At 73.5% G+C, this 26,515-nt stretch carries 25 protein-coding genes; 12 read left to right on the top strand and 13 right to left on the bottom strand.

The genetic code is table 11. The annotated features are described in order from the left end of the window. Window positions 1-90 precede the first annotated feature (90 nt). A complete protein-coding gene (locus ACIBG7_RS41425) occupies window positions 91-1,176 on the top strand; it encodes an S-(hydroxymethyl)mycothiol dehydrogenase (protein WP_397339823.1) in 1,086 nt (361 codons plus the stop codon). After that, on the top strand, window positions 1,173-1,751 hold the full coding sequence (locus ACIBG7_RS41420) for an MBL fold metallo-hydrolase (RefSeq protein WP_397339822.1): 579 nt from the start codon (window positions 1,173-1,175) through the stop codon (window positions 1,749-1,751). Before ACIBG7_RS41425 ends, ACIBG7_RS41420 begins: the two co-directional genes overlap by 4 nt. Here the strand turns inward: ACIBG7_RS41420 and ACIBG7_RS41415 are convergent. The 5 genes from ACIBG7_RS41415 to ACIBG7_RS41395 all read right to left on the bottom strand — a co-directional run bounded on the left by ACIBG7_RS41415 (window position 1,748) and on the right by ACIBG7_RS41395 (window position 8,411). Then, window positions 1,748-4,027, bottom strand: coding sequence for an FdhF/YdeP family oxidoreductase (locus ACIBG7_RS41415; protein WP_397339821.1), 2,280 nt, complete (start codon window positions 4,025-4,027; stop codon window positions 1,748-1,750). The genes ACIBG7_RS41420 and ACIBG7_RS41415 overlap by 4 nt on opposite strands. Window positions 4,028-4,156: 129 nt before the next feature. After that, window positions 4,157-5,038, bottom strand: coding sequence for a GyrI-like domain-containing protein (locus ACIBG7_RS41410; RefSeq protein WP_397339820.1), 882 nt, complete (start codon window positions 5,036-5,038; stop codon window positions 4,157-4,159). Between the two features lie 103 nt (window positions 5,039-5,141). After that, window positions 5,142-6,638: a M28 family peptidase gene (locus tag ACIBG7_RS41405; RefSeq protein WP_357935761.1), complete on the bottom strand. Its 1,497-nt coding sequence runs from the start codon at window positions 6,636-6,638 to the stop codon at window positions 5,142-5,144. A 153-nt stretch (window positions 6,639-6,791) separates the two neighbouring features. Next, window positions 6,792-7,136: an STAS domain-containing protein gene (locus ACIBG7_RS41400; protein WP_357935764.1), complete on the bottom strand. Its 345-nt coding sequence runs from the start codon at window positions 7,134-7,136 to the stop codon at window positions 6,792-6,794. 87 nt (window positions 7,137-7,223) lie between these two features. After that, window positions 7,224-8,411: an MFS transporter gene (locus ACIBG7_RS41395; RefSeq protein ID WP_357935767.1), complete on the bottom strand. Its 1,188-nt coding sequence runs from the start codon at window positions 8,409-8,411 to the stop codon at window positions 7,224-7,226. Between the two features lie 87 nt (window positions 8,412-8,498). Here ACIBG7_RS41395 and ACIBG7_RS41390 point away from each other — a divergent pair, with 87 nt between their 5' ends. Continuing rightward, the gene (locus ACIBG7_RS41390) at window positions 8,499-8,942 is read left to right on the top strand and encodes a helix-turn-helix domain-containing protein (RefSeq protein ID WP_357935770.1); all 444 of its coding nucleotides are present in this window, start codon (window positions 8,499-8,501) and stop codon (window positions 8,940-8,942) included. A gap of 46 nt (window positions 8,943-8,988) precedes the next feature. On the opposite strand, the gene ACIBG7_RS41385 is transcribed toward ACIBG7_RS41390, so the two are convergent. After that, the gene (locus ACIBG7_RS41385; protein ID WP_397339819.1) at window positions 8,989-9,924 is read right to left on the bottom strand and encodes a GNAT family N-acetyltransferase; all 936 of its coding nucleotides are present in this window, start codon (window positions 9,922-9,924) and stop codon (window positions 8,989-8,991) included. 114 nt (window positions 9,925-10,038) lie between these two features. Then, on the bottom strand, window positions 10,039-10,644 hold the full coding sequence (locus ACIBG7_RS41380) for an ABATE domain-containing protein (RefSeq protein ID WP_357935776.1): 606 nt from the start codon (window positions 10,642-10,644) through the stop codon (window positions 10,039-10,041). Between the two features lie 67 nt (window positions 10,645-10,711). On the opposite strand from ACIBG7_RS41380, the gene ACIBG7_RS41375 reads away from it, so the two are divergent. Further along, on the top strand, window positions 10,712-11,101 hold the full coding sequence (locus ACIBG7_RS41375) for a RidA family protein (protein WP_397339818.1): 390 nt from the start codon (window positions 10,712-10,714) through the stop codon (window positions 11,099-11,101). Window positions 11,102-11,187: 86 nt separating this feature from the next. Further along, a complete protein-coding gene (locus tag ACIBG7_RS41370; RefSeq protein ID WP_397339817.1) occupies window positions 11,188-11,619 on the top strand; it encodes a nucleoside deaminase in 432 nt (143 codons plus the stop codon). On the opposite strand, the gene ACIBG7_RS41365 is transcribed toward ACIBG7_RS41370, so the two are convergent. Further along, window positions 11,607-12,209, bottom strand: a complete 603-nt coding sequence (locus tag ACIBG7_RS41365) for a helix-turn-helix domain-containing protein (RefSeq protein ID WP_357935783.1) — start codon at window positions 12,207-12,209, stop codon at window positions 11,607-11,609. The genes ACIBG7_RS41370 and ACIBG7_RS41365 overlap by 13 nt on opposite strands. Window positions 12,210-12,296: 87 nt before the next feature. On the opposite strand from ACIBG7_RS41365, the gene ACIBG7_RS41360 reads away from it, so the two are divergent. Further along, the gene (locus ACIBG7_RS41360) at window positions 12,297-13,238 is read left to right on the top strand and encodes an alpha/beta fold hydrolase (RefSeq protein WP_397339816.1); all 942 of its coding nucleotides are present in this window, start codon (window positions 12,297-12,299) and stop codon (window positions 13,236-13,238) included. On the opposite strand, the gene ACIBG7_RS41355 is transcribed toward ACIBG7_RS41360, so the two are convergent. Beyond that, complete coding sequence (locus tag ACIBG7_RS41355; protein WP_397339815.1) at window positions 13,225-13,863, bottom strand: response regulator; 639 nt, start codon at window positions 13,861-13,863, stop codon at window positions 13,225-13,227. The genes ACIBG7_RS41360 and ACIBG7_RS41355 overlap by 14 nt on opposite strands. A gap of 28 nt (window positions 13,864-13,891) precedes the next feature. Continuing rightward, a complete protein-coding gene (locus tag ACIBG7_RS41350; RefSeq protein WP_397339814.1) occupies window positions 13,892-15,022 on the bottom strand; it encodes a sensor histidine kinase in 1,131 nt (376 codons plus the stop codon). A 165-nt stretch (window positions 15,023-15,187) separates the two neighbouring features. Between ACIBG7_RS41350 and ACIBG7_RS41345 the strand changes: the two genes are divergently transcribed. The 4 genes from ACIBG7_RS41345 to ACIBG7_RS41330 all read left to right on the top strand — a co-directional run bounded on the left by ACIBG7_RS41345 (window position 15,188) and on the right by ACIBG7_RS41330 (window position 21,172). Beyond that, the gene (locus ACIBG7_RS41345; protein ID WP_397339813.1) at window positions 15,188-16,657 is read left to right on the top strand and encodes an alpha/beta fold hydrolase; all 1,470 of its coding nucleotides are present in this window, start codon (window positions 15,188-15,190) and stop codon (window positions 16,655-16,657) included. Then, the gene (locus tag ACIBG7_RS41340; protein ID WP_397339812.1) at window positions 16,654-17,535 is read left to right on the top strand and encodes an ABC transporter ATP-binding protein; all 882 of its coding nucleotides are present in this window, start codon (window positions 16,654-16,656) and stop codon (window positions 17,533-17,535) included. Before ACIBG7_RS41345 ends, ACIBG7_RS41340 begins: the two co-directional genes overlap by 4 nt. Before the next feature lie 35 nt (window positions 17,536-17,570). Further along, on the top strand, window positions 17,571-18,323 hold the full coding sequence (locus ACIBG7_RS41335; RefSeq protein ID WP_397339811.1) for an ABC transporter permease: 753 nt from the start codon (window positions 17,571-17,573) through the stop codon (window positions 18,321-18,323). A gap of 143 nt (window positions 18,324-18,466) precedes the next feature. Beyond that, complete coding sequence (locus ACIBG7_RS41330; protein WP_397339810.1) at window positions 18,467-21,172, top strand: ATP-binding protein; 2,706 nt, start codon at window positions 18,467-18,469, stop codon at window positions 21,170-21,172. 3 nt (window positions 21,173-21,175) lie between these two features. Here the strand turns inward: ACIBG7_RS41330 and ACIBG7_RS41325 are convergent, their stop codons facing one another. Both ACIBG7_RS41325 and ACIBG7_RS41320 read right to left on the bottom strand, forming a co-directional pair. After that, the gene (locus ACIBG7_RS41325) at window positions 21,176-21,493 is read right to left on the bottom strand and encodes a hypothetical protein (RefSeq protein WP_397339809.1); all 318 of its coding nucleotides are present in this window, start codon (window positions 21,491-21,493) and stop codon (window positions 21,176-21,178) included. A 135-nt stretch (window positions 21,494-21,628) separates the two neighbouring features. Continuing rightward, window positions 21,629-22,999, bottom strand: coding sequence for a ferric reductase-like transmembrane domain-containing protein (locus ACIBG7_RS41320; protein ID WP_397339808.1), 1,371 nt, complete (start codon window positions 22,997-22,999; stop codon window positions 21,629-21,631). Window positions 23,000-23,613: 614 nt separating this feature from the next. On the opposite strand from ACIBG7_RS41320, the gene ACIBG7_RS41315 reads away from it, so the two are divergent. Together ACIBG7_RS41315 and ACIBG7_RS41310 are read left to right on the top strand one after the other, a co-directional pair. Further along, entirely contained in the window at window positions 23,614-24,966 is a 1,353-nt protein-coding gene (locus ACIBG7_RS41315) for an MFS transporter (RefSeq protein ID WP_397339807.1), read from the top strand. Window positions 24,967-25,082: 116 nt separating this feature from the next. Further along, window positions 25,083-25,766, top strand: a complete 684-nt coding sequence (locus ACIBG7_RS41310; RefSeq protein ID WP_397339806.1) for a maleylpyruvate isomerase family mycothiol-dependent enzyme — start codon at window positions 25,083-25,085, stop codon at window positions 25,764-25,766. A gap of 97 nt (window positions 25,767-25,863) precedes the next feature. Here the strand turns inward: ACIBG7_RS41310 and ACIBG7_RS41305 are convergent, their stop codons facing one another. Continuing rightward, complete coding sequence (locus tag ACIBG7_RS41305) at window positions 25,864-26,484, bottom strand: dihydrofolate reductase family protein (RefSeq protein WP_357935815.1); 621 nt, start codon at window positions 26,482-26,484, stop codon at window positions 25,864-25,866. Window positions 26,485-26,515: the final 31 nt, after the last annotated feature.

Genomic DNA, 26,515 nt, shown 5'->3' with positions numbered 1-26,515 from the left:
ACGCCAATGCCGATTAGCGCCCGACCTATACCAGGATGGACCCCGGGCCTCCCGGCTCGCTGAAGCACCATCCGTTGAAAGGTGGAACCGATGGCTTACGAAGTCCGCGGTGTGGTCGCGCGTGGCAAGGGCGCGGCCGTGACGCTGGAGACCGTCCTGGTCCCCGACCCGGGACCGGGCGAGGCCGTGGTGAACGTCCAGGCGTGCGGGGTGTGCCACACCGACCTGCACTACCGCGAGGGCGGCATCAACGACGAGTTCCCCTTCCTGCTCGGCCACGAGGCCGCGGGCGTGGTCGAGGCGGTCGGGCCCGGCGTCACCGACGTGGCGCCCGGCGACTACGTCATCCTCAACTGGCGCGCGGTGTGCGGCGACTGCCGCGCCTGCCGCCGGGGGCGGCCGTGGTACTGCTTCAACACCCACAACGCCACGCAGCGGATGACGCTCGCCGACGGCACGCCGCTCAGCCCGGCGCTCGGCATCGGCGCCTTCGCCGAGAAGACCCTGGTCGCCGCCGGGCAGTGCACCAAGGTGGACCCGGCCGCCGCGCCCGCGGTGGCCGGCCTGCTCGGCTGCGGCGTCATGGCGGGCATCGGCGCCGCGCTCAACACCGGCAACGTCGGCCGGGGCGACACCGTGGCCGTCATCGGCTGCGGGGGAGTGGGCAGCGCCGCGGTCCTGGGCGCCTCGCTCGCCGGCGCGTCGAAGATCATCGCGGTGGACGTGGACGACCGGAAGCTGGAGTGGGCCCGCTCCTTCGGCGCCACCCACACCGTCGACTCGCGCTCGGCCGACCCGGTCGAGGCCATCCGCGAGCTGACCGGCGGCTTCGGCGCGGACGTGGTCATCGAGGCGGTCGGCCGGCCCGAGACCTACAAGCAGGCCTTCTACGCCCGCGACCTGGCCGGCACCGTCGTCCTGGTGGGCGTGCCGACGCCGGAGATGACGCTGGAGCTGCCGCTGCTCGACGTCTTCGGGCGGGGCGGCGCGCTGAAGTCCTCCTGGTACGGCGACTGCCTGCCCAGCCGGGACTTCCCCATGCTGATCGACCTGCACCTGCAGGGCCGGCTCGACCTCGACCGCTTCGTCACCGAGACGATCGCGCTCGACCAGGTCGAGGAGGCCTTCGCCAAGATGCACCGCGGCGAGGTCCTGCGTTCGGTGGTGGTCCTGTGATCGAGCGCGTGATCACCTCGGGGACCTTCTCGCTCGACGGGGGCACCTGGGAGGTGGACAACAACGTGTGGATCGTCGGCGACGACACCGAGGTGATCGTCATCGACGCCGCGCACGACGCCACGGCCATCCTGGAGGCGGTCGGCGAGCGGCGGATCAAGGCCGTGGTGTGCACGCACGCGCACAACGACCACATCAACGCCGCCGCCGGGCTGGGGGCGCCCATCCGGCTCCACCCGGCCGACGACGTGCTGTGGCGTCAGCAGTACCCCGACGGCCTGCCGTACGAGCCGCTGGCCGACGGCGAGCGGATCACGGCCGGCGGGATCGAGCTGGAGGTCCTGCACACGCCGGGGCACTCGCCCGGCGCGGTGTGCCTGTACGCGGCCGGCGAAGGGGTCGTCTTCACCGGCGACACGCTGTTCAAGGGCGGCCCGGGCGCGACCGGCCGGTCGTACTCCTCCTACGACACGATCGTCGAGTCGATCAGGACCCGGCTGCTCACCCTGCCGCCGGAGACGGTGGTGCGCACCGGGCACGGCGACGAGACCACGATCGGCGCCGAGGCGGTCTAGGCGGGCTCCAGCCGGACCACGATCGCCTTCGAGGTCGGCGTGTTGCTGAAGTCGGCCACGCTGTCCAGCGGCACGAGGACGTTGGTCTCGGGGTAGTAGGCGGCGGCCGAGCCCGGCACGGTGGGATAGGCGACGACGGTGAAGGAGCGCGCCCTGCGCTCCGAGCCGTCGGTCCAGACGCCCACCAGGTCGACCCGGTCGCCGTCGGCGACGCCCAGCTCCGCCAGGTCGGCCGGGTTGACCATGACGATCCGGCGCGAGCCGCGGATGCCGCGGTAGCGGTCGTCGTCGGTGTAGGGGATGGTGTTCCACTGGTCGTGCGAGCGCAGCGTCTGCAGGATCAGGTGGCCGGGCGGCGCGGTCAGGCTGGTGAAGTCGTTGGCGGTGAAGACGGCCTTGCCGGAGGCGGTGGCGAAGACGCGCCGGTTGACCGGGTTGGGCAGGGTGAAGCCGCCGGGCTCGCGCACGCGGGCGTTGAAGTCCGCGAAGCCCGGCACGACCCGGGAGATGCGGTCGCGGATGGTGTCGTAGTCGGCCTCGAACTCCGCCCACGGCAGCTCCGGCAGCCCCGGCCGCCCGCCGAGGGTGAGCCGGGCGAGCCGGCTGATGATGGCGACCTCGCTCAGCAGATCGGGCGAGGCGGGGGCGAGCCGGCCGCGTGAGGCGTGGACCTGGCTCATCGAGTCCTCGACCGTGACGAACTGCTCGCCGCCCGCCTGCACGTCGCGGTCGCTGCGGCCCAGCGTGGGCAGGATCAGCGCGGTCTCGCCGCACACCGCGTGCGAGCGGTTGAGCTTGGTCGAGATGTGCGCGGTCAGCCGGCACGAGCGCATCGCCCGCTCGGTCACGTCGCTGTCGGGCGTGGCACGGACGAAGTTGCCGCCCACGCCGAGGAAGACCTTCGCCCGGCCGTCGCGCATCGCCCGGACGGCCTCGACGGTGTCCAGGCCGTGCTCGGCCGGCGGGGTGAAGCCGAACTCCTTCTCCAGCGCGTCGAGGAAGGCGCGTGGCGGACGCTCCCAGATGCCCATGGTCCGGTCGCCCTGCACGTTGCTGTGGCCGCGCACCGGGCAGACGCCGGCGCCGGGGCGGCCGACGTTGCCGCGCAGCAGCAGGAAGTCGACGATCTCCCGGATCGTCGGGACGCCGTGCTTGTGCTGGGTGAGTCCCATCGCCCAGCAGACGATGATCTTCTCGCTGGCCAGGACCCGGGCGTGCACGTCCTCGATCTGCTCGCGGGTGAGCCCGGTCGCCTCCAGCACCCGCGGCCAGGTGACGGTGCGGGCGTGCGCGGCGAAGGCGTCGAAGCCGGTGGTGTGCTCGTCGATGAACGCGCGGTCCAGGACCGTGCCGGGCGCCTCGTCCTCCGCCTGGAGCAGCAGCAGGTTGAGCATCTGGAACAGCGCCAGGTCCCCGCCCGGCCGGATCTGCAGGAACACGTCCGCCAGCTCGGTGCCCCGGCCGACCAGCCCGCGCAGCTTCTGCGGGTGCTTGAACCGCATCAGCCCGGCCTCGGGCAGCGGGTTGACCGCGATCACCTGGCCGCCGTTGCGCTTGGTCACCTCCAGCGCCGACAACATCCGCGGATGGTTGGTGCCCGGGTTCTGGCCGACCACGAAGACCAGGTCGGCCTGGTGCAGGTCGTCGAGGCTGACGCTGCCCTTGCCGATCCCGAGCGTCTGGTTCAGCGCGACGCCGCTCGACTCGTGACACATGTTGGAGCAGTCCGGCAGGTTGTTGGTGCCCAGGGCCCGCGCGAACAGTTGCAGCAGGAAGGCGGCCTCGTTGCCGAGCCGGCCCGAGGTGTAGAACAGCGCCTCGTCCGGGTCGTCCAGCGCCCGCAGCTCGGCGGCGATGAGGCCGAGCGCCTCGTCCCAGCCGATCGGCTCGTAGTGGGTGGCGCCCGGCCGCTTCACCATGGGCTCGGTGAGGCGGCCCTGCTGGTTGAGCCACCGGTCGGTACGGCCGGCCAGTTCCTCGACCGGGTGCTCGCGGAAGAAGTCACGGGTCACCCGGGCCGAGGTCGCCTCGTCACTGACGTGCTTGGCGCCGTTCTCGCAGTACTCGTTGCGGTGCCGGCGCTCCGGCTCCGGCCAGGCGCATCCCGGGCAGTCGAGCCCGGCCGGCTGGTTGGTGCTCAGCAGCGTCAGCGCCGTGCGCCGGACCGAGGTCTGGCCGAGCGCGTACTCCAGCGCGTGCGCGACCCCCGGCAGGCCCGCGGCCCAGGTCTTGGGCGGGGAGACCTTGAGGCGGTCCTGCTCTTCGTTCGTGCTCACGGCTGTTCTGCTCTCCCCGCTCGGTCGGTTCCGCGGACCATCCTGTCGCCTTTCGCCGACCGTGGACAACGGGCGTGTCCGCACAGCGGGACCGGATCCCCGGCGAGCCGCCGGGGATCCGGTGCGAGGTCAGGCCGGTTCGACGGGGAGCCAGAGCTCGCAGGTCGCCGTGCTGAAGTCGGCCGCGCGGTCGAGCACGGCGACGATCGAGGGGCCCGGCCGCAGCCGCCACGGGTTGGAGGGGAACCAGTCGGTGGCCGTCGCGGCCCAGGCCGTCTGGAGTGCCTCCGGGTACGGCCCGGCCGTACGGAAGATCGCCCACCGGCCTGCGGCCACCTCGATGGCGTCCAGGTCGTCGGGCACCGGGGCGTCCGAGGGAACGGCGACGCCGTGCAGGTAGGTGAGTTCGCTGCCCTCGGCGGCGTCGGGGCCGTCGAGGTCGTCGCTGACCTGCAGCAGCCCGGCGGGCTCGGTGGCCGACAAGGCCTTGAGCCGCAGGTGCTCCTCCTGCGGGAGGGCCGCGATGTGCTGCTGGATGTGCGGGTTGACGCCCTGGTGGATGAGCGGGACGCGGGCCGCGTGGCCGATCAGCCGGAACGCGGGGCGCTCGGTGAGGCGGGTGTCCATGGGGATGTTCCCTTCGACGGTCAGGCGGAACCTGAGCTGGGGTTGACTGCGCAGGGGGCCTCCGTCGCGGCGCACCTCGCCGGGTCCCGCGCCGTGCACGGCGCGGAACGCGCGGCCGAACGCCTCGGTCGAGCCGTAACCGTACCGGACGGCGATGCTCAGCAGATCGTCGTCGCCCCGGACGACGTCGGCCGCGGCGACCGTCATCCGGCGGCGGCGCGCGTACTGCGTCAGCGGCAGACCGGCCAGCGAGGAGAACATCCGCCGCAGGTGGTATCCGGTCGTGCCGAGCTCTGTGGCCAGGCCCTCCACGTCGAGCTCGCCGAAGGGGTCGGCGAGCTGTGCTTCGACGAGGTCGACGAGCCGGTTGAGCGCTGAGATCACGAGGCCTCCCTGTTTCCAGGTCAACCTTGCCGGACGGGGCGGCACCGGCACCCGACCGCCGCGATCCGATTCGATCGGGTGCCTGAGCTGCCGCCCCCTCGGGTCAGCGCGTGATCTTCACGTCGTCGACGCCCGCCTCGACCAGGCTGGCGCCTGAGGCGTCGGCCGCCTCGATCAGGATCGTGACGGTCTGCCCGGCGTAGGCGGACAGGTTGGCGCTTGCCGTACTCCAGGCCCCGTCCCGGTCGGAGGCCGCGCCGAGCTGCTCGAAGACGGTCGTCCCGTTGACCTTCACGCGCAGGAAGTCGGCGCTGGAGGAGTTGGAGCCGTGCGCCAGGTACCACGACAGCGACAGGGTCAGGGCGGCCCCGGACGGCAGGGTGATCGGCGGTGACTGTACGGAGCTGACGCCGCCGTCCAGGTCGTGGTCGCCCGCGGCGGCCCCGGCCAGCCGGCCGGTCACCAGGTCGTTGACGCCGCTGACCGTGGTGCCGAGCTGCTTGGCGCCGCTGGAGGTGGTGGCCGCGGGGTCGCCGCGCTCCCACTGCCCGGTGGTGGCGGTGTCGGTGCCGGCCGGGTTGGTGGTCCAGCCGGTGGCCGACTCGAAGTCATCGGACCAGACGGTCACCGGCGGTACGGCGGTGCTGATCGTCCAGACGGCGTGCGCGATGGCGTCGGCGTTGCGGTCGAGAGCGGTGTCGTTGATGTTGGCGGTGGTGTCGCAGGCGCGGTGGTAGCAGACGTCGAAGGCCTGCCCCGCCGTACCGCCCCAGAGCTGGGCCTGGGCGCTGGACTTGATCCCCTCGGCGCCGGTGAAGGTGCCGCCGGCCGGGATGCCGCGGGAGATGAACGGGCCGTAGTCGGAGCGGCCGTCGAAGTCGGTGCCGCGGGTGGGCACGCCGATCGAGGTGAAGTAGCTCTGCAGGACCTGTTCGAGCTGCGCAGAGCCGGCCGGGCCGGGGCCGGAGCCGACGCCGTCGGAGTTGTCGCCGTCGTAGACGAAGTAGCCGGCGTTCGGCGAGCCGACCATGTCGAAGTTCAGGTAGCCCTTGATCTTGGCCCGCTCGGTGGCGGCCAGGTTGGTGACGTAGTACTGCGAGCCGCGCAGGCCCAGCTCCTCCGCGCCCCACCAGGCGAAACGCAGGTGCTTGGCAGGCTGGAGCGACTGCCGGGCGACTTCGAGCGCGGTCTCCAGGATCGCGGCGCTGCCGGAGCCGTTGTCGTTGATGCCCGGTCCCGCGCTCACGCTGTCGAGGTGCGCGCCGACCATGAGGATGTCGTCGGGATTGCCGCCGGGCCAGTCGGCGAGCACGTTGTACCCGGTCGCGCCGTTGTAGGTGAACGACTGCAGGACCGTCTGGAACCCGACGGCGTCGAGCTGCGCCTTCACGTAGTTGGCCGAGGCCAGGTAGCCGGGGCGGCCGTGCGCCCGGTTGCCGCCGTTGCTGGTGGCGATCGTCTGGAACTGCGTCAGGTGGGCCTTGACATTGGCCAGCGAGATGTTCGGCGGGGCGAGCCGGACCGCTGCCGCCGGGGCCGCGTGGACGAGCGGCGCGGCCAGGGTCAGGGCCGCGAGTGCTGCGAGGAGCCTGGCTTTCATGAACCATCCTCCGTGGGGGGTGAGGCGGAGGACGGCCCGGCGAACAGGGTGACGGCGGACAGACCTCCGATAGGGCACTGAGCGGAAGGTAAGCCGCCATCGCCCACTTTGGAAGGGCACCGGCCGAGGTTGCTCCGAGTCGGTCCCGGCGGGTCACGCCACCCCGCGCTCGTACGCCTGCCGGGCCGCCTCGACGCTGTCGTACACGCGGACGTGCTTCATCAGCCCGGTGATCGTGAACAGCCGGTACGGCGCGCCCTGCAACCCGGTGAAGAACAGGTGGCCGCCCGCCTGGTCCTCGATCGTCCGGCGCGCGATGACCAGGGCGTTCAGCCCCGAACTGTCCATGAAGTCCAGACCGCTGAGGTCCAGGATGAGCGGCTTGCCCTCCGGGCAGTCCTGCAGGGCTTCGGTGAGTTGTCCGACGTTGGTCGCGTCGACCTCGCCGGTGACGGCCAGGACCGTGACCTCAGCCTCGCGCGAGCATGTGAACGACACCGACGACATGAACACCTTGCTAGTCCAGGAGCAGCGTTATGACAGCGAACAGCCTACGCTGAACGATCGCTGGGAAGCTCGCAAGGATCATCGTTCGCGCCTTGCCGCCCTGTCCCGCCCGGCAGGGGCGAAGGCCGCGGGGCGCCGCCGGTCGCCGGCCCAGACGAGCAGCGCGCAGGCCGCGAACCCGGCGCCGAGCAGGCTGGACCCGGTCCACCCGTGGGCGGCGAAGACGGAGGTGGTGGCGACCGCGCCGAGAGCGGAGCCGAGGGAGTAGAAGACCATGTACCCGCCGATGACCCCGCCGGCGCGCTCGGGCCAGGCGGCGGTCAGCGCGTGCTGGTTGCTCACGTGCACGACCTGGACCGCGAAGTCGAGCAGCACGACGCCTGCGACGAGCAGCCCAAGCGACCAGGAGAGCTGGGCGGTCGCGGCCCACGAGGCGATGAGCAGCGCCAGCGCGAGCCCGCTCACCGGCCCTGCCCGGCCCGCGTCCGCCCACCGCCCCGCCCGCGCCGCGCCCAGCGCGCCGACCAGGCCGGCGAGGCCGAACAGGCCGATCTGGCTCTCGCTCAGCCGCCACGGCTCGCCGGCCAGCGGCAGGGACAGCCCGCTCCACAGGGTCCCGAACGAGGCGAACAGGAAGAACGCGATGAGGCCGCGCGTGAGGAAGAGCCGGTTCCCGAGCGCCGCCACGGCCTGCCGACGCCCCGCCGTACGGGCGCGCCTCTCGTCCGGCAGAGCCCGCACGACGAGGGCGGCGAGCCCGAGCGACACCACCCCGAGCAGGGCGTAGACACTGCGCCAGCCGAACTGCTCGGCGAGCACCCCGGTGACCACCCGCGCGCCCAGGATGCCGGCCACCACGCCCGAGGTCACCACGCCGATGGTCCGCCCGCGTTCGGCAGGGGGCGAGGTCGACGCCGCGTAGGCCACCGTCGTCTGCACCACGACCGCGAACATCCCGGCCAGCGCCAGCCCCGCGAAGGCCATCCACGCGGCGGACGCCGCGGCGGTCAGCCCGAGGCCCGCCGCGGTGATCGCCAGGTGGACCGCGATGAGCCGGCGCCTGCTGGCCACCACGTCCCCGAGCGGCACCAGCAGCACCAGCCCGGCCAGGTAGCCGACCTGGCCCACCGAGACGATCCACCCCAGATGCTGCGCCGGCACGCCGAGGGCGGCTCCCATCGGGATCAGCACCGGCTGGGCGGCGTACACGCCGGCCACCGCCACCCCGCACACGATCGCGAGCAACCACCTTCGCCGGCCGTCCATCGCGCCTCCAATTAGATGAGTTTCAAAATGCAACCAATCGGACCGTAGGGCATGATGGTTTCACTTCGCAACTCATCGGGAGGCGTCATGCCGCGCGTACCGGATCCCGCCTGGACCGACCCCGAGTGCCCGGTCGCCCGCACCCTCGACCTCGTTGGCGACCGCTGGAGCCTGCTGGTCGTCCGGGACGCGATGGACGGGGCGCGGACCTTCACCGAGTTCCAGCGGCGGACCGGCATCGCGCGCAACATCCTCAGCGATCGGCTCCGGAGGCTCGGCGCGCACGGGATCCTCGCCCAGCGGGCCGCCTCCTCGGGCCGCCGGCTGGAGTACGTGCTCACCGACCGGGGCCGTGACCTGTTCCCGGTGCTCCTCACCCTGCGCCAGTGGGGGGAGCGGCACGCCTTCGAGCCGGGCGAGCCGTACTCGATCCTGGTCGACGAGCACTCGGTGCGGGTGCCCGACCTCACCCCGGCCGCCGCCGACGGCACGCCCCTCGACGCCGGCACCACGCACGTCCAGAAGGTGTGAGAAAGCCGCCGCCCCCGCCCTGGGAGGCGGAGGCAGCGGCCGGGGGTTACTTGAAGATGACCCGGCGGCCCGCGATCCGGAAACCGGCCCGGTCGAAGGTCGCGGCCATCGGGTGGTTGCCCACGTCGGTGTTGTCGGTGATCACCTGCTCGCCCTCCGCGGCGAAGCGGTGCATCGACTCCACCAGCAGGTCGTAGGCATAGCCCCGGCCCCGGTGGGGGCCGGCGACGCCGATGTAGCCGTGCGTGGCGAAGTGGACGTTCTTGGTCGGCATCACCATGCCCACCAGTTCGCCCGCCTCGTTGTAGCCCAGCCGCCAGCGGTCGCGGCCGCCGGGCATGCCCGCGATGCCGGTGAGGGCCTCGTTCGCGGCCTCACGCAGCGACATCTTGGTGAGCGACTCCTGGTCCCAGGCGTCGAGGCTGCCGGTGATGATCTCCTCCAGCAGGGCGAGCAGCACCTCGTCGTCGGTGACGGGCTCCAGCGTGAGCCGGCCGGTGCGGGCGGGCAGGCCGTACTCCGCCTCCCAGCGCAGGTTGAGCCGCTCGACGTGGAAGTGCAGCCCGGCCTTCTCCGCGGCGTCCATCCGCTGACGGGCGTCCCGCAGCGCGTCCGGCCGCTCGCGCCAGTCGGCGGGCAGGAACAGGTGGTAGTCGGGCCGCTCGTTGCCGAGCGGGTGGTGGTAGCCGGCCGGGACCAGCGCCTCGTAGGCGGCCCGGAGCAGCGCGGCGCCGGTGTCGACGTCGTCGAAGTCGAAGAAGTCGACGCTCATCGGGTGGGCGGCGTCGGCCGGCCCCCAGAAGGCGGCACGGGCGGCCGGCCGGTCACCGTCGAGCGCGAGCCACAGCCATTCCGGCCGGTAGTCGCCTTCGGCGGCGAGCTGGGCGAAGGGCTTCATCCGCGCGCCGACGCCGGAGGCGGGCAGGGCGAAGGTGTCGAAAAGGGGGAATTCATCAGATGAGGCGAGTGAACGGAACAACACGGTGTCTCCTGAAGGAAGGAGCGCTCCCCGTCAGACGGTGACGAGGTGGGAGCGCGAAATCTGGGCGAACATGCGACTGCCACCTCCTTCTTCTCTCGTCTTTTCGCGATGACCTTAGCACGGGTCCGCGCTCTGGCGAGCGCGGTGGGCGCGGAGTTTGTGGCGGTTTCCGCAGCGTTCCATCGCGCACCAGCGGCGGGCGCCCGGCCGGGAGGTGTCGACGAAGACCAGCGGGCAGGTGTCGCTCGCGCACTCGCGGATGCGTCCGGAGAGCGGCCCGGACAGCAGGTCGATCATCTCCCTGGCCAGGGCCGACAGCACCTGGGCCGGGCGGACCGGGTCGGCCCAGCGGGCCGTGACGCCGTCGGCGGCGAGTTGGGGGACCAGGGGCGGGCCGGCGGCGGCCCGGTTGAGGGCGGCGACCGCCGCGCCGGGCAGGGGGCGCTGGTCGGCGCGGGCGTGGGCGGCCTCCCAGATCGCCTGGCGCAGTGTCTTGGCCTCGGCGAGGTCGGCGGCGGTCACGGGAGCCGTCAGCACCACGGAGAGCGGCGGCTCCGCGAGCCAGCGGACCAGGTCGGCGGGCTCGTGCAGGGTCTCGAAGACCGCGTAGTCGCCCTCGCCGCCGGTGTGGGCGAAGTCCAGGCAGACCGCTCCGGCGTCGAACCGGAACGAGCCGCCCCTGGGGTCGTGCAGGACCCGTCCGGTTGCGTTTCCTCGCATGACACCACTATAACTGGTGTCGGAAGCGAAACCAGTTGAACCGGTTTCATGATTCGAGGAGGAACGCATGGGCGTCCGGCACATCAACCCCGAAGGACTCCACCGCAGCCCCGCCTTCAGCCAGGCGGTCGTCGTGGAGCAGCCGGCCAAGACGATCTACATCGGCGGGCAGAACGGCGTCGACGCCGACGGCAAGGTCGTCGGGCCCACCGTCGGCGAGCAGGCCCGGCAGATCTTCCGCAACCTCGCCACGCTGCTGGAGAGCGAGGGTGCGACCCTGGCGAACATCGTGCACTGGCGCATCGCCGTGGTGGCGGGGCACACCTTCGACGAGGGGGTGGCCGCCTTCCAGGAGGTCTGGAACCGCAACGACCCGCCGCCCGCGATCACCGTCCACTCCGTGGCCGGCCTCGGGCCGGGCTTCCTCGTCGAGCTCGACGCCGTCGCCGTCGTCTGATCCCGGTCTGGTCCAGCCCGGTGGTGGCCCGGGAGCGGTCGATCTCTACGATGGCGAGCGCCGGCTCACCTTTGGAGGACCCGCTGATGATCACACCCGCCGACGAGCGGCTGCTGCGCCGCGCCATCGAGATCGCGGCGCACGCCGTCACCCTGGGCGACGCGCCCTACGGCTCGCTCCTGGCCGGGCCGGACGGCGAGATCCTGGCCGAGGAGCACAACACGGTACGGCGGGACGACGACATCAGCGCGCACCCCGAGCTCAAGCTCGCCCGCTGGGCCGCCCGCGAGCTCGACCCGGACGTCGCCGCGCAGACCACGATGTACACCAGTTGCCAGCCCTGCGGCATGTGCACCGGCGGCATCGTCCGCTCCGGGCTCGGGCGGGTCGTGTACGCGCTCTCGACCGAGCAGCTCGTCGAGCTCAACCCGGGGTCGAGCTGGCCGACGGTGGAGCAGGAGGGCCCGGCGCTGTTCGAGGAGGCGCGCCTGCCCATCGAGACCTTCTACCGGCGCTGACCGGCCAGCCGGAGTTCGAGGCCGGCGAAGTACCCGCGGTGGACGGCGACCAGGTCCACCCGCTCCGGATCCAGCAGCCACAGCAGGTGGACGCCCTCCAGGAAGGCGGCGGTCTCCGTCGCCAGCGTCGCGGCGTCCTCGGCCGAGGCCCGCTCGAACAGCGCGGTGAGCCGGTCGCGCAGCACCCGCCCGCGCTCCCGGAACCAGGTGTGCAGCGACCCGCCTGGCTCCAGGTTCTCGGCCAGGAGGCCGGCGTGCAGGGCGGCCAGGTCGCGCGCCTCGGCGGCGGTGTGGGCCGCGTCGCGGACGAACCACTCGACCGCCTGCTCCAGCGTCGGCTCGGCCCCCGGCCAGGCCTCCAGCCGGTCGAGCGCGCGCCGGTCGGCCTCCTCCAGAACGGCCTGGACCAGCCCGTCCTTGCTGCCGAAGTGATGGATCAGCGCCGAGGGGGTCACCCCGGCGCGCTCGGCGACCGCGGCCACGCCCGTGCCGCGCACGCCCTGCCGGGCGAACAGCTCGATCGCCGCGTCGACCATGGCGCGCCGCCGCTCCACGCCGCGCTTCTGCACCTGCCCCTTGACTCCGGCCATGGGAACCAGGGTGCCCGGTGCGGGCGGCGACCTCCAACTCGGAAAACCGGTGGCCGGTCGGTCAGGTCGTCATTATCTTGAACGACCATGCAGGAAAATGACTACCTCTCCGGCGTCGAGCGGCTCGTGCCCGCCGGCGACCTCACGCTCTGGGCCGAAGGCTTCGGCGACCCGCGCGACCCCGCCATCCTCCTGGTGATGGGCGCGGGCGCCCAGGGCGTGCAGTGGAACGACGGGCTCATCGCCCGGCTGGCCGCCGCCGGGCACCACGTGATCCGCTACGACCACCGCGACACCGGCCGCTCCTCCACGGTCGACTTCGCCACCAGCCCGTACACTGTCGCCGACGTGGCCTCCGACGCGCTCGCCGTCCTGGACGCCTTCGCCGTCGAGCGCGCCCACCTCGTCGGCGTCTCCCTGGGCGGCCTGCTGGTCCAGCACCTGGCCCGCACCCACCCGCACCGGGTGCGCACCCAGACCGTCATCTCCTCCACGCCGCTCGGCGCCGACACCGGGGCCGCGGTCGAGCGTGCGCTCGCCGGGCTGGAGCCGCTGCCCGGGATGCTGCCGCCGCCCAGCCTCGCGGTCCTGTCCGCGCTCGCCGCCTCGCTGCCGCCGGCCGGCGCGAGCGCCGCCGACTACCTCGCCGCCCGCCGGCCGCTCTGGCGGGTCCTGCACGGGGGCGTGCTGCCCTTTCCCGAGGAGGAGTACGGCAGGCTGGAGGCCAGGGTGCACGCGCGTGCCCGCGACCTGTCGGCGGCGGTGAACCATTCGCTCGCGGGGGCGGCCGGCTTCGACGCGATGGGCGGGGCCGGCGGCGGGGCGGGTGATCGGCCGCCTGCGTTGGTGATCCACGGGAGCGAGGACCCGATGTTCCCGCCCGAGCACGGCCGGGCCGTCGCTGACGCCCTCCCCGGCGCCACGCTGGTCATGGTCGACGGCATGGGCCACACCCTGCCGGCCTGTCTCGACGGCCTGCTCGCCGAGGCCGTCCTCGACCACGTCGGACGCCCCGCTAACGCGGGGTGACCAGCCGCCCCTCGTAGGCGGCGATGACGAGCTGGGCGCGGTCGCGGGCGTTGAGCTTGGCCAGCAGGTGGCCGATGTGCGTCTTCACCGTCCCCGCGCTCACCTGGAGGTGCTCGCTGAGCTCGGCGTTGGACAGGCCGTGCGCGATGAGGGTGAGCACCTCGCGCTCCCGGTCGGTCAGGGTGTCGAGCCCGCGGACCGGCTGCTGGGCCGGGCGCCGGACGAACTCGGCGATGAGCCGGGTGGTGACGGCCGGCGCGAGCAGCGTCTCGCCCGAGGCCACCACCCGGATGCCGTGCAGGAGGTCGTCCGGCGGGGTGTCCTTGAGCAGGAAGCCGCTGGCGCCGGCCCTTAGCGCGGAGTAGACGTACTCGTCGAGGTCGAAGGTGGTCAGGATGAGCACCCGGGTGTCGGCGGCGATCTCCCTGGTGGCGGCGATGCCGTCCATCTCGGGCATGCGGACGTCCATGAGGACCACGTCGGGGGACTCGGTGCGGGTGAGCTCGACCGCCTCGCGTCCGTCGCTCGCCTCGCCGACCACGGTGAGGTCGTCCTCGGAGTCGATGAGCAGGCGGAAGGTGCCGCGCAGGAGGGCCTGGTCGTCGGCGATCAGCACCCGGATCACGGCAACTCCCAGCAGGCGGGGTGGTCGGTCATGGCAGGTCCCAGGAGGTGTGTACGGCGAAGCCGCGGCCGCCGGGGAGCGGCCCGGCCTCGAAGTCGCCGCCGTACTGCAGGGCGCGCTCGCGCATGCCCGCCAGCCCATGCCCGCCCGTCGGACCGGGCCGCGTCCGCCGGCGGGCGCCGTCGTCGACGATGGAGATCCGCACCCGTCCATTGTCGGCCGACACCCCGACCTGGCACCGCGCGGGGGCGGCGTGCTTGACGACGTTGGTGATCGCCTCCTGCACGATGCGGTAGACCGCCGGGCCCATGCTCTCGGGCACGCCGCCGTCCACGGACAGCTCCACCCGCACCCCAGCCTCGGCCGCCCGCTCGGCCAGCGACGGCAGGTCGGCCAGCCGGGGGAGCGGCATCGTCTCGACCTCACTCCCGGGTGCGCGCAGCGCGCCGAGGAACTGCCGCATCTCGGTGAGCGAGCCGCGCCCGATCTCCTCGATGGCCACCAGCGCCTTGCGCCCTTCGTCCGGGTGCTTGTCCAGGACCTTGACGGCCACCCCGGCCTTGACGGTGATCAGGCTCAGCGAGTGGGCGACGACGTCGTGCAGCTCGCGGGCGATCCGCAGGCGTTCGTCGGCCGCCGCCTGCTCGGCCTGCCGCCGGGCCTCGCGGGCGGCGAACTCCCTGCGGGTCCGCGCCGCCGTACCGAGGCTCCAGCTCGCGCCGAGGATCAGCCAGCTCGTGGCCAGGACGAACACCGGGTCGGGCCAGCCGTTCGAGGTCGTGGTCCGGCCGGCCGTGGAGAGCAGCAGGGCGCCGCCGTTGCCGAGCAGGCCGGCCGCCAGGGCGATGGCCGAGCGCCGCACCGGACGGCCGGTCGCGACCGGGTAGACGGCCAGCGCGAGGGCCGCGGTCGGCAGCAGCCGGTTGGCCTCCAGCGCGAGGACGGCCAGGCCGATCAGGAGCGCGCCGTAGTAGGCGGGCTCCGGCCAGATCCGGCGCACCGCCACGCTCAGCGCGAGCAGCCAGCAGAGCACGGTCGCCGTGGGGCTCAGGTCCGGCTCCGCCGAGCCGGTCGTGGACACCACCACGAGCAGCACCGCGAGCACGGCGTCGGCCAGGATGAGCAGCCACGCGGGAGGCCGCCGGGCGAGCAGGTTCACATCTCGACGTTAGCGAGGAACCGCCCGGGAGGGATCGGCGCGCGGGCCGTCGGACCAGGGTCGTAGACCTGGCTCGGGGGCGCCTGCCGTACGACCGTGGTCCGAGGCCGGAGATCGGATCCGGCTCCGATGTGCCCGGCGGCCCGGTCGCGGATCGTTGGCGGTATGAACCGACCCAGACTCATCGCCCTGGGCGTGGCGGCCTGCCTCGCCGTACCGCTCGGCGGGATCGCGCTGGCCTCGGCGCGGCAGCCGTCCGGCCTGGTGTGGAAGGACTGCGGCGACGGCCTGCGGTGCGCCGAGCTGGTCGTCCCGGTCGACTGGGCCGACCCCGCCGGCCCCAGGACCGCGGTGCACGTGGCCAAACTGCCCGCGACGGGCAAGAGCCGCGGCCCGCTGGTCGTCAACTTCGGCGGCCCGGGCACCAGCACCGCCCTGCTCAGGCGCAAGACCCACGCCGACGCCCAGCCGGAACTGCCGGGCCTGCTCGCCGAGCTGCGGCGCGACTTCGACGTCGTCGCCCTCGACCCGCGCGGCCTGTCCGAGCCCGGCGGCGGCAAGCAGGTGAGCTGCGCCGAACCCGACGCCTCCGTCTACGGCCTGCTGGTGGCCCGGACGAAGCAGGACTGGGACGCGCACGCCGCCAGGAACGCCGCCCACCAGGCGAGCTGCCGCGCGAGCGCCGGATCGGCCTGGCGCGGGCTGACGGCGTGGAACGTCGCCCACGACCTCGACGCCCTGCGCGCCGCGCTCGCCCAGGACAAGCTCGTCTACGCGGGCAACTCCTACGGCACCGTGTACGCGCAGGCCTACCTGGAGCTGTTCCCGCGGCGGGTGGGCCGGATGTCCTTCGACGGCACCGCCGACCACACCCGCCCGGAGTTCGAGTCGTGGGTGCGTGACGCCGCGCTCACCCAGGAACGCCAGCTCACCCGCTTCCGCGACTGGTGCGCCGGCCGTACCGGCTGCGACCTGCGCGGCACGGACGCGGGCCGGGCGTGGGACGAGCTCGTCGCGCGGGCGCGCCGCGCGCCCCTGCCCGCCTCGGCCGGCCGTACGGTCCACGAAGGACAGCTCCACGCCGGCGCGATCAAGGGCCTGAACCCGGCCCGGTGGCCCGAGCTGGCCACCGCCATCCGCAAGGCCCTCGACGGCGACGCCGGCGACTTCCTCGACGAACTGCGCCCCGACGAGGGCGGCGGATCGGTGAGCCAGGACTCGCTGTGCAACGACTTCATGCCCGAGCTCCCGACCTACGAGCAGTTCCAGGGCATCGAGTCCCGGCTCCGGCAGCTCGCGCCGCGGGTCGGCTGGCTCGAAGGCCGCTTCCAGCTCGGCCGGTGCTGGGGACGGAGCGGGGGCGCGGCCTGGGCGCCGCGCCCGCTGCCCGCCCGCGACCTGCCGCCGCTGCTGTTCGTGATCGGCGAGCTCGACAACAACACCAATCACCGCGGCCAGGCGCACGTCGCCGGCCGGCTCCCGGCCGCGCGCGTCCTGTGGCACGGCGACGGGCACGCGGCCTGGGCACGGAACACCTGCCTGCGCCGGCACGTCCACGCCTACCTGACCACGGGCGCGCTGCCCGCCCCGGGCACCCGCTGCCCGGGCGAAGCCATCCGGAAGGTGGGAACATGATCGAGGTCCTCGACCTGACCAAGGTGTACGGCTCCGCCCAGGTGGTGTCCGGCCTGACCTTCCGCGCCGAACCCGGACAGGTCACCGGCTTCCTCGGCCACAACGGCGCCGGCAAGACCACCACCATGCGCATGATCCTCGGCCTCCAGACGCCCACGTCCGGCCGGGCGCTGATCAACGGCGTCCGCAAGCGCGACCTGCGCGACCCCATGCACCAGGTCGGCGCCATGCTCGACGCGACAGAGGTGCAGGGCGGGCGCACCGCCTTCGCCCACCTGCACGCGCTGGCGTACGCCGGCGGCCTGGGACGCCGCCGCGTCGAGACGGTGCTGGAGGAGGTCGGCCTGACCGCGGTCGCGGGCCGGCGCATCGCCGGCTTCTCCCAGGGCATGCGCCAGCGCCTCGGCATCGCGGCGGCCCTGCTCGGCGACCCGGGCGTGCTCATCCTCGACGAGCCGGTGAACGGCCTCGACCCCGACGGCATCCGCTGGCTCAGGACCCTGCTCAGGTCCCTCGCCGCCGAGGGGCGCACGGTCCTGCTGTCGAGCCACCTGATGACCGAGATGTCGCTCACCGCCGATCACCTGGTCATCATCGGCCGGGGCCGGCTGATCGAGGACACCTCGACGGCCGCCCTGCTGGCCCGCCACCAGGGCGGCGTGCTGGTGCGCTCGCCGCAGGCCGGCCGCCTGGCCCAAGCGCTCGAAGCGGCCGGCGCGACCCTCCGCCCGGACCCGGAAGCCGGGGACGGGCTGCTGGTGAGCGGGCTGAGCGCGGCCACGATCGGCGACCTCGCCCTGGCCGCCGGGTGCGCGGTGCACGAACTCGTGACCCGCGGCACCTCCCTGGAAGAGGCGTTCATGGAGCTGACCCGATGACCGAGCCTGGAAGACGTCTTCATGGAGCTGACTCGATGATCGACCTCGTCGCCTCGGAGTGGCTGAAGCTGCGGTCGCTCCGGGCCACCTCCTACGTCCTGGCCGCCACGCTCTCGGCCCTCGCGCTCACGGCGTTCTCGGCCTACTCGATCTCCCGCTACTACGACAGCCGCGGCTGGGGCGGCGAACCGGTCGGCACGGGCCTGAGCCTCGGCGCCGACCTGCCGCCGGTGCTGTTCGGCCTGCTGGGCGTCTTCGCCATCTCCGGCGAGTACGCCACCGGCATGATCCGGCTCACCCTCACCACGGTCCGGAGCCGGTGGATGCTGCTGCTGGCCAAGGCCGCCGTGGTGGCCGCCGTCGCCGCCGTCGCGGGCCAGGCGCTGGCGTTCGCCACCTACTTCACCGCGCAGGCCGTCGTCGCCGGGCGGCCGATCGGCGCCTCGCTCGCCGAACCCGGCGCCCTGGCCGAGGTGCTGACCACCGGGGCGGGGGCCGCCGTCGCCGCGGTGCTGGGCCTGACCCTGGCGACGGTGCTGCGCTCGACGCCGGGGGCGCTGCTCGTGCTGGTCGCGCTCCCGCTCGGGCCGCTCGTGCTCGGCCGGTTCCTGCCGGCTCCGTGGAACGACTGGATCGCCTCGCTGACCATTCCGGCGCTGGCGCGGCAACTGGCCGCCGTCCCCGACGCGGGCGCCTTCGGGCCCGTGACCGCCGCGCTCATCCTGGCGGGGTACGGCGTCGCCGCCCTCCTCGCAGCCACCCTGGCGATCAGCCGCCGCGACGCCTGACTCCGGGCGGCCCGCGGTGATCCACAGCGGCGGGGCGCCCGATAGATTCGCTTCTGCGGTACCCCGATGACCGAGGGCGTTTCGAGGAGGACCGATGGCCGACCCGTCCGGCCGGCCTTCGCGCGGCCGAAGGAAGGACGCCGTTGGACCTGCTGGGACGTGAACGGGAGATCACCCAGGTCGAACGCCTGGTGGCGGCGCTGCCCGAGCACGGCGACGCGCTGGTGGTCCGGGGCGAGGCCGGGATCGGCAAGTCGGCGCTGCTCGCCCTGGCACTGGAGCGCGCTCGCGACCACGGCTTCGCGACCGCCGTGGTCGCGGGCGTGCAGAGCGAGACGCACCTGCCCTTCGCCGGGCTGCACCACCTGGTCCAGCCCATGCTGCCCACCGTCACCGAACTGCCCGCCGCCCAGCGCGACGCGCTTCGCAACGCCTTCGGCATGGGCGACGGCCAGGCGCCGCAGCCCTTCCTGGTGGCGCTGGCCGTACTGAACCTGCTCGGCGAGGCCGCGGCGGCCACGCCCCTGCTGGTCGTGGTGGAGGACCTGCAGTGGCTGGACCGGCCCACCACCGAGGTGCTCGCCTTCGTCGCCCGGCGGCTGCGGTCGGAGCCGATCGGCATGCTCCTGGCCGTACGCGAGGGACACGCGACCACGTTCGACGACATCGGCCTGCCCGAGCTGACCCTGGGCACGCTCGACCCGGCGGCGGCGGAGGCGCTGCTGGACAGCCAGGCGGCCGAGCTGCCCGCCGGGGTGCGCTGGCGGGTGCTGGCCGAGGCGGCCGGCAACCCGCTGGCCCTGGTGGAGCTGCCGATCGCCCTCGGGCGGGAGCCGGGGCCGCCCTCCGGGGAGTTCCTGCCGCTCACCACCCGGCTGGAGCGCTCCTTCGCCACCCGGCTGGCCGAGCTGCCCCGCCGTACCAGGACGTTGCTGCTGGCCTGCGCCGCCAACGACGGTCACGACCTGCGCGAGGCCCTGGCCGCCGCTGGTACGGTCGCCCGCGCCGACCTCTCCCTGGCCGACCTGGCCCCGGCGATCGAGCTCGGCCTGGTGACGCTGCACGATCGCGCCATCCGCTTCCGCCACCCGCTGGTGCGCTCGGCGATCTACCAGAAGGCCGGCCCGCTGGCCCGGCAGGTCATCCACCTGTCGCTGGCCGACGTGCACGCCCCCGACCCCGACCGCCGGGCCTGGCATCGGGCCGCCGCGCTCGACCGGCCCGACGAGAGCGTCGCCGCCGACCTGGAGCAGGTGGCACTGCGGGCGCGGGGGCGCGGCGCGCTCACCGTGGCCATCACCGCGCTGCGCCGCGCGGCGGAGCTCAGCGAGCATCCGGCCGACCGGGCCGTCCGCCTGCTGCGCGCCGCCGAGCTCGCCTTCGAGCTGGGCCGCGGCGAGCTGATCGCCGAGCTGCTCGCCCTGACCGACCCGGCCCAGCTCGGCGACCTCGAACGGGCCCGGCTGGCGTGGCTGAACGAGATGCGCGAGGAGGGCCGCGACGAGGGCCCGCCACGGGTGCGCCGGCTCATCGCGATCGCCGAGACGCTGGCGCACACGCCGGAACAGGACCTGGCGCGCAACTTCGTCCGTGCCGCCGCGCTGCGCTGCTGGTGGCGCGACCCGGGCACCGAGCTCCGCCACCGGGTCATCGCGCTGGCCGAACGGCTGGCCAGGCACGAGGACGACCCCGAGCTGCTGGTGGCGCTGGCCGCCGCGGCGCCGGTGGAACGGGCCGGGGAGCTGATCGGCCGGCTGACCAGGCTGCGCGAGACCCGGCTGGACGGCGCCATGGCCAGGCTGCTGGGCGTGGCCGCCAGCACGATCGGCGCGCACGAGCTGTCGGCCGCCTTCCTCGAGGACTCGATCGGCGAGCTGCGCGCCCAGGGCCGGCTGGGCGTGCTGGCGCAGTCGCTGACCTCGCAGATGCTCAACCGCGTCCTGGGCGGCGACTGGCCGAGCGCCATGCTGGTGGCCGAGGAGTGCGAGCGGCTGACCAGGGAGACCCAGCAGCCGCGCTGGCAGTCGGCGGCCCTGTCCGTGCTGGCCATCCTCGCCGGGCTGCGCGGGGACGTCGCCCAGGGACTGGAGCTGGCCGAGCGGAGCGAGCGGGTGCTGGGCAGCGTCATGATCGCCTCCAACCTCGCCCAGGTCCAGTACGCCCGAGGGGTCATCGCGTTGTGCGGCGGGCAGCACGCGACCGCCTTCGCGCACCTGTGGCGGGTGTTCGACCCCGGCGACGCGGCCTACCACCCCATCTGGGGCTCCTGGATGATCAGCGAGCTGGCCGAGGCCGCCGTGCCGGCCGAGCACCGGGACCTGGCCCGCACGGCTCTCGCCGCGCTGGAGGAGATGGGCGCCCAGACGCCCTCCCCGTACCTGCACGTCGGCCTGCGGCACGCCAGAGCCGTCCTGGCCGACGACGCCGACGCCGAAGCCCTGTTCAGAGCCGCGTACGACGCGGACCTGTCGGGCTGGCCCACCGCCGCGGCGCGGCTGTCGCTCGCCCACGGCGTCTGGCTGCGCCGCCGGCGCCGGACCGTCGAGGCCAGGGAGCCGCTGCGTACGGCCCGTGACGCCTGCGACAAGCTCGGCCTGCTGGCCTGGGGCGAGAAGGCCCGCGCGGAACTGCGCGCCACCGGCGAGGGCAGCCACCTGCGCGTGCCCAGCACCGCCGAGCGGCTCACCCCGCAGGAGCTGCACATCGCCAAGCTGGCCGCCACCGGCCTGTCCAACCGCGAGATCGGCGAGCAGCTCTACCTGTCCCACCGCACCGTCGGCACCCACCTGCACAACGCCTTCCGCAAGCTGGGCGTCGTCTCCCGCGCCCAGCTCCGCGACGCCCTCTGAACCCTAGGCGGGCTCGTCGTCGGGGTAGAAGCTCAGGCCGGCATGCTCGGGGTCGGTGTAGACCTTCACCGTGCCGTCCGGGTAGGCCGCGAACGGCAGGACGACGCCGTCCGGGCACGGGTGCAGGAACATCAGCGTCTCGCCGACGACGACGAACGAGCTGGCCTGCGGGGTCGCGTGCTCGGCGCCGTGCGCGGCACGCCACTCCTCGACCCGCTCGGCCGCGCCGGGCCGGCCGGCGACGTCGCCGACCTTGCCGATCAGGTCCTCGACGGCCGGACGGTCCAGGATCTCGATGCTCAGGTAGGACGGCTTTGCCATGGGTGCTCCTCGGCTCGGTCGGTGGTGCGGTCAGTTCTGGATCGCGGCGAAGGCCAGGCAGGCGAGGACGAGCAGCAGCGCGACGGCGACCGTGATCCGGGTCATGTAGGTGTGGCGCATGGTTCCCCTCCGGGCTCAGACCCAGGTGAAGCGTTCGGTGTGAATGCGGTCGAGCGGCACGCCCACCTGCGGCAGCGTGGCCTCCATGGCGTCGAGCATGGCGTTCGGGCCGCAGACGAAGTACTGCAGGCGCGGGCCGGCCGCGGGCAGGTGGCGGCGGAGCGTCTCGGCGGTGACGTAGCCGCGTTCGCCGCTCCAGCCGGGCGGCGGCTGCTCCAGGACGTGCACGAGGGTCAGGTTCAACCGGGTGGCCAGCTCGTCGAGCTCCTCGCGGAACGGGATGCTGTCCCAGTCGGGGTGGGCCGACAGCAGCACCACCGGCCGCAGGTCGCCGCGGTCGGCCATGGTGCGGAGCATGCTCAGCGCGGGCACGAGGCCGACGCCGCCGGCGATCAGGCAGAAGCCGGGGCCCTCGTACTGGTCGATCGAGAAGACGCCGTGCGGGCCGTCGACGTAGACGGTCGTGCCCGGCTTCGTCGCGGCGACCGCGGTGGTGAAGTCGCCCAGCGCCTTGACCGCCACGCTCAGCGTGCCGTGCTCCTCGGCGCTGGAGGCCAGCGAGAAGGGGTGCGCGGTCACCGCGAACGGCGAGCCGCCCACGGTGATCCAGGCGAACTGGCCCGGCTCGAAGCGCAGCCCGTCGTGTCCGCGCGGCCGCAGGACCAGGACCGTGATGCGCCCGCGCTCCGCGATCACCCGCTCGACCGACCACGGCCGCCGGCGCAGCCTCAACGGGCGCAGGATCCTGATCCAGAGCAGGAGACCCACGAAGGCCGCGGTCATCAGCGTCCACAGCGCCTTCTTCCACGCGCTGTCGAGGTAGTGGTCGACCAGCAGCACGTGCACCAGCGCCGCGACGACCGCGACCGCCGCCGTCACCGCGTGCACGACCTGCCAGACCTCGTACGACAGCCGCAACCGCCGCCGCCACACCGACGTCACCGCCAGCACCAGCAGCGCCACCACCGACAGCACCGCGAAGCGGGCCCGCCACGGCAGCTCGGCGAGCCCGAAGGCGCCGAACACCCCCGGCCCCGACAACGCCACATGCACCACGACGAAACTCAGCCCGACGTAGCCGATCTGCCGGTGGAACTGCACCACCGCATCCGTGCCGAACGGCTCCGCGACCGCTCGCACCCGCGCCACCAGCGCGAACTCCAACCCCATCAGCGCCAGGCCCACGAACCCGAGGGCCACGGAGAAGTCGGTCCAGAAGCCCTGTCCGGTACGGCTCGCGCCGATCAGCGCGAACGCCAGGGGCGCCACGCACACGCCCACGAACACGCCGATCCACACGATCCCCTGTGCGGCGCTCCTCATCCCGGACGTCGCGCCGTCCGGCAGCCGCGCCTCTGCCCGCAGCACGAATCCAACACCGCTCACACCCCCGCGATGAGCTGCACCAACATGCCCTGCGTACCCGGCGGCCCCACCCCCAAAACGACCTTGCACACCGTCCGGTTCGGCCCACCGACGCCTCGCCCAGTCCCTGACGGCAGCCGGCCTCGCGTGACCCCCCGAGCCCACTGTGCGACCCCCGCGCGCCCGCTGTTCGGTGGCCCCGAATCCACCGCGCCCCCGCTGTTCGGTGCCCCCCGGACTCACGGTGCGGCCACCGCAGGGTCCTCTCGAGCCCGTCGAGCGGACCCGCCGCGACTGCCGTTCGAACCGGGCGGGGCCGTCGGGCGGTCAGGTCGAAGCCATCCGCACGCCAGCGGCGCCACCCGCGTGCACCTGAGGTGGGTGTCGCCGCTAGCCCCACGAGATCCCCGTCAACCGCCGCCACCGCGGGAGCCCGCCCGCCGCGTTGCCGCGGCCACCCGGTCGGCCCGGCGATCGAGGTGGCCGGGCCGCCGGGTCGGCTCGGCCACCGACCACCCACCCGGCGTTGCCCACCACGACCGACCTCGTCCAGCCTCGGAAACTGTCGGTGCCACCTGCGAGCCTGTCCACCTTGCCGGACAGAACGACGGCCGGTGGACGAGGAAAGGGGCTTCGTGCTCAGATCGCTGCCTACGGCGGCCAGGACGTTGATGTGGGTGCGGATCCTCAACCAGCTCGGCGCCTACGCCCTGTCGTTCCTGGCGGTCCTCGCCGGACCTGAGCTGGCGCCGGCCGCGCTGGTGCTGTTCGGCGTGATGGCCCTGATCTCACGCTGGACGGGAGCGTTCCTGCTCGACCGGTTCGCCCCGCGCGCCGTCCTGGCCGCCGGGCTCGCCGCGACCGGCGTCGCCCTGGCCACCCTGGCCATGGCCCAGGGCCCGGCGCAGGTGCTCGTCGCGGTCGCCCTGGTCGGGCTGGCCTTCGAGATCTACGAGCCGGCCACCCAGGAGCTCCTGGCCCGGGCCAGCTCGGGGGAGCAGCGCCACGCGACGTACGCGGTGATGGGCGTGGTGCTGTCGGCGGCCGGAGCGGTCGCGGGGCTGCTGGCCGCGGTGCTGCTGCCCTTGGGGGTGCGCTGGCTGGTGGTGGCCGACGCCCTCACCTGCCTGACCGCCGCCGTCGTGGCCCTGGCCTGCCTGCCCCGCGAACGGCCCGCCGTGGGGCACCTCGAGACCTCCGCGCTGCCGGGTAACAGCCCAGCACCTTCACCTCCACCGTCGACCTCACGCGCATTCTCACCGTCAACCGAGCCGGCCGCCCGCCAGCACCCTTCACCTGCGGCGCAGCGGGACGGCGGGCGGGCCTCGGGGATCGCGGCGGCTCCGTCGCTGCGGTGGCGCCCCTCACTGAGGGCTCGCCTGGGCGGCCGGTGGCGGGTCGCGGGTGGGGTGCGCCAGGGTGCGTGGTGGCGGCCGCCGGGGGTGTTGGTGTGGCTGACGGTGGCGGGGACGGCGTTTGCGGTGGGGTATCTGGCGGTGATGATGTATCTGCCGCTGGCGCTGCTGGAGCGGGGGGTGGCGGCGTGGGTGCCTGGGCTGACGTTGGCGGGTGCGGCGGTGGTGGCGCCGGGCGCGTTGTGGGTGGCCCGGCGGTTCCTCGTCGGGCGGTCGCACGGGGCGATCATCGGTGGCGGCACGGTGCTACTCGGCGTGCTGGCGGTGGTCATGGGGCTGACCAGTAGCCCGGAGGTCACCATCGCCGCCTACCTGGCCTGCACGGCGGTCAACGGGGTACTGCTCGGGCGGTGGCAGTCGGTGGTGGCCGATGCGGCGCCGGAGGAGGAGCGGCCTCGGTGGTTCGCGTTCCAGGGGTCGTCGTGGGGGCTGGCTCAGCCTGCCGTACCACCGCTGGCCGCGCTGGCCGCGGCGGCGGTCGGCGCGGTCGGGTCCGGGGCGTTTCTGGCGGCGGGGGTGGCGTTCCTGCTGGTGCCGTTCGCGCTGCGACGCACCCAGGGGGTCACCGCCTGACACCGCACCGATGAGTTTGTCCCTCAATGGGAGTCTTCTCACCTGACCAGCCCAAAGAGGGCACAACACACCGACCTGTTCCATCAAGCTCGCCCCGACGCACCATGAGGGAATCTGTGAACTCCGACAAGAGACTGACCACCACCGGCTCGACGGCAAAGGGCCCCCAGGCTGCGGAGTTGTGGCCGCTGGTCCATGCCGAGCGGGCCGCCCTGGCCGCGGATCTGGCCGGCCTCACCGACGAGCAGTGGGCGACGCCCTCGTGGTGTGAGGGGCTGAGCGTGCGGGAGGTGCTGGCTCACCTGACCGCGGGGGCGAGCCTGACCAGCTTGCGGTGGCTGGCGGGGGTGATCCGGTGCCGGTTCGACTTCGACAAGCAGGTGGCCATGCGGCTGGCCGAGCAACTGGGGGCGAGTCCGGCGGAGACGCTCGCCCGGTTCGCCCGGGTGGTTGAGAGCACGACGAAGCCGCTGCTGCCGGTGATCGCGATGCTGGGTGAGGCGGTCGTGCACGCCGAGGACATCCGGGGGCCGCTGGGGCTGCGGAACGCCTCCCCGATCGGCACGCTCACGCTGGTGGCCGAGTACTACCAGGGGTCGGATCAGGTGGTCGCGGCCCGGAGGCGGATCGCGGGTCTGCGGCTGGCCGCCACCGACGGGCCGTTCGCGACGGGGTCGGGGCCGTTGGCGTCCGGGACCACCCTGGCTCTGATCATGGCGACGACCGGGCGGATGGCCTACTGCGACGAGCTCGAGGGGGACGGGGTGGAGATCCTGCGCGGCCGGCACGCCATGAGGTGACCCCGGCACATCAGGACGTGAGCGCCGCGCGGCCGGCTCGTCCTGAGGTGGGTGCGTCCGGGCGGCGCCCCTGGGTGGGGGCCGCCCGAGTCCAGGGTCAGTCCTGGTGGGCGCCCGGGACCTGGTCCTTGACCTCGTCGTAGCCGGCCGGTGCGGGCGGCGCGGCCGGGGTGTAGATCACGCGGATCACCCCGGTCGGGAAGGCCTCGGTGGCGGTCACCTTGAGGTGGTACGGCTCCGCGCCCTCGTCGAAGAGCCTGCGCCCCTTTCGGGCCGCCACGGGGTGCACCAGCAGGCGGAGCTCGTCGACCAGCCCGGCGGCCAGGAGCTGCTGCACCACGGAGATGGACCCGGGGATGAGCACGCCCTTCACCCCTGCGTCGGCCCGGAGCGCGGCGGCCGCGTCGAGCAGGTCGCCGTCGATCAGCTCGGAGTTGCGCCAGGTGAACTCCAGCGGCTGCCGCGAGGCGACCACCTTGCGCATGTCCCCGAGCTGCTTGGCGAACGGCGCGTCCTCTCCGCCCCCGGCCTCACGGTCGGGCCACGCGCCGGCGAAGCTGTCGTAGGTCTCGCGCCCGAGCAGCAGCACGTCGGCGGCCTCGTAGTCCTCGGTGACGGCCCGCCCCATGTTCTCGTCGAAGTAGGGGAAGTGCCAGTCCGGGTCGATCTCGGCCACGCCGTCGGCCGAGATGAACAGGGTGGATATGATCTTCGCCATGGCGAGGTCCCTTCAGGTGCGGAAGCGTCGG

Origin of the sequence: Nonomuraea sp. NPDC050328, assembly GCF_044459405.1 — a bacterium.
In the GTDB taxonomy this organism is placed as follows: domain Bacteria; phylum Actinomycetota; class Actinomycetes; order Streptosporangiales; family Streptosporangiaceae; genus Nonomuraea.
Note: the sequence above shows the minus strand (reverse complement) of the source record. Positions and strands in the feature narration are given on the sequence as shown.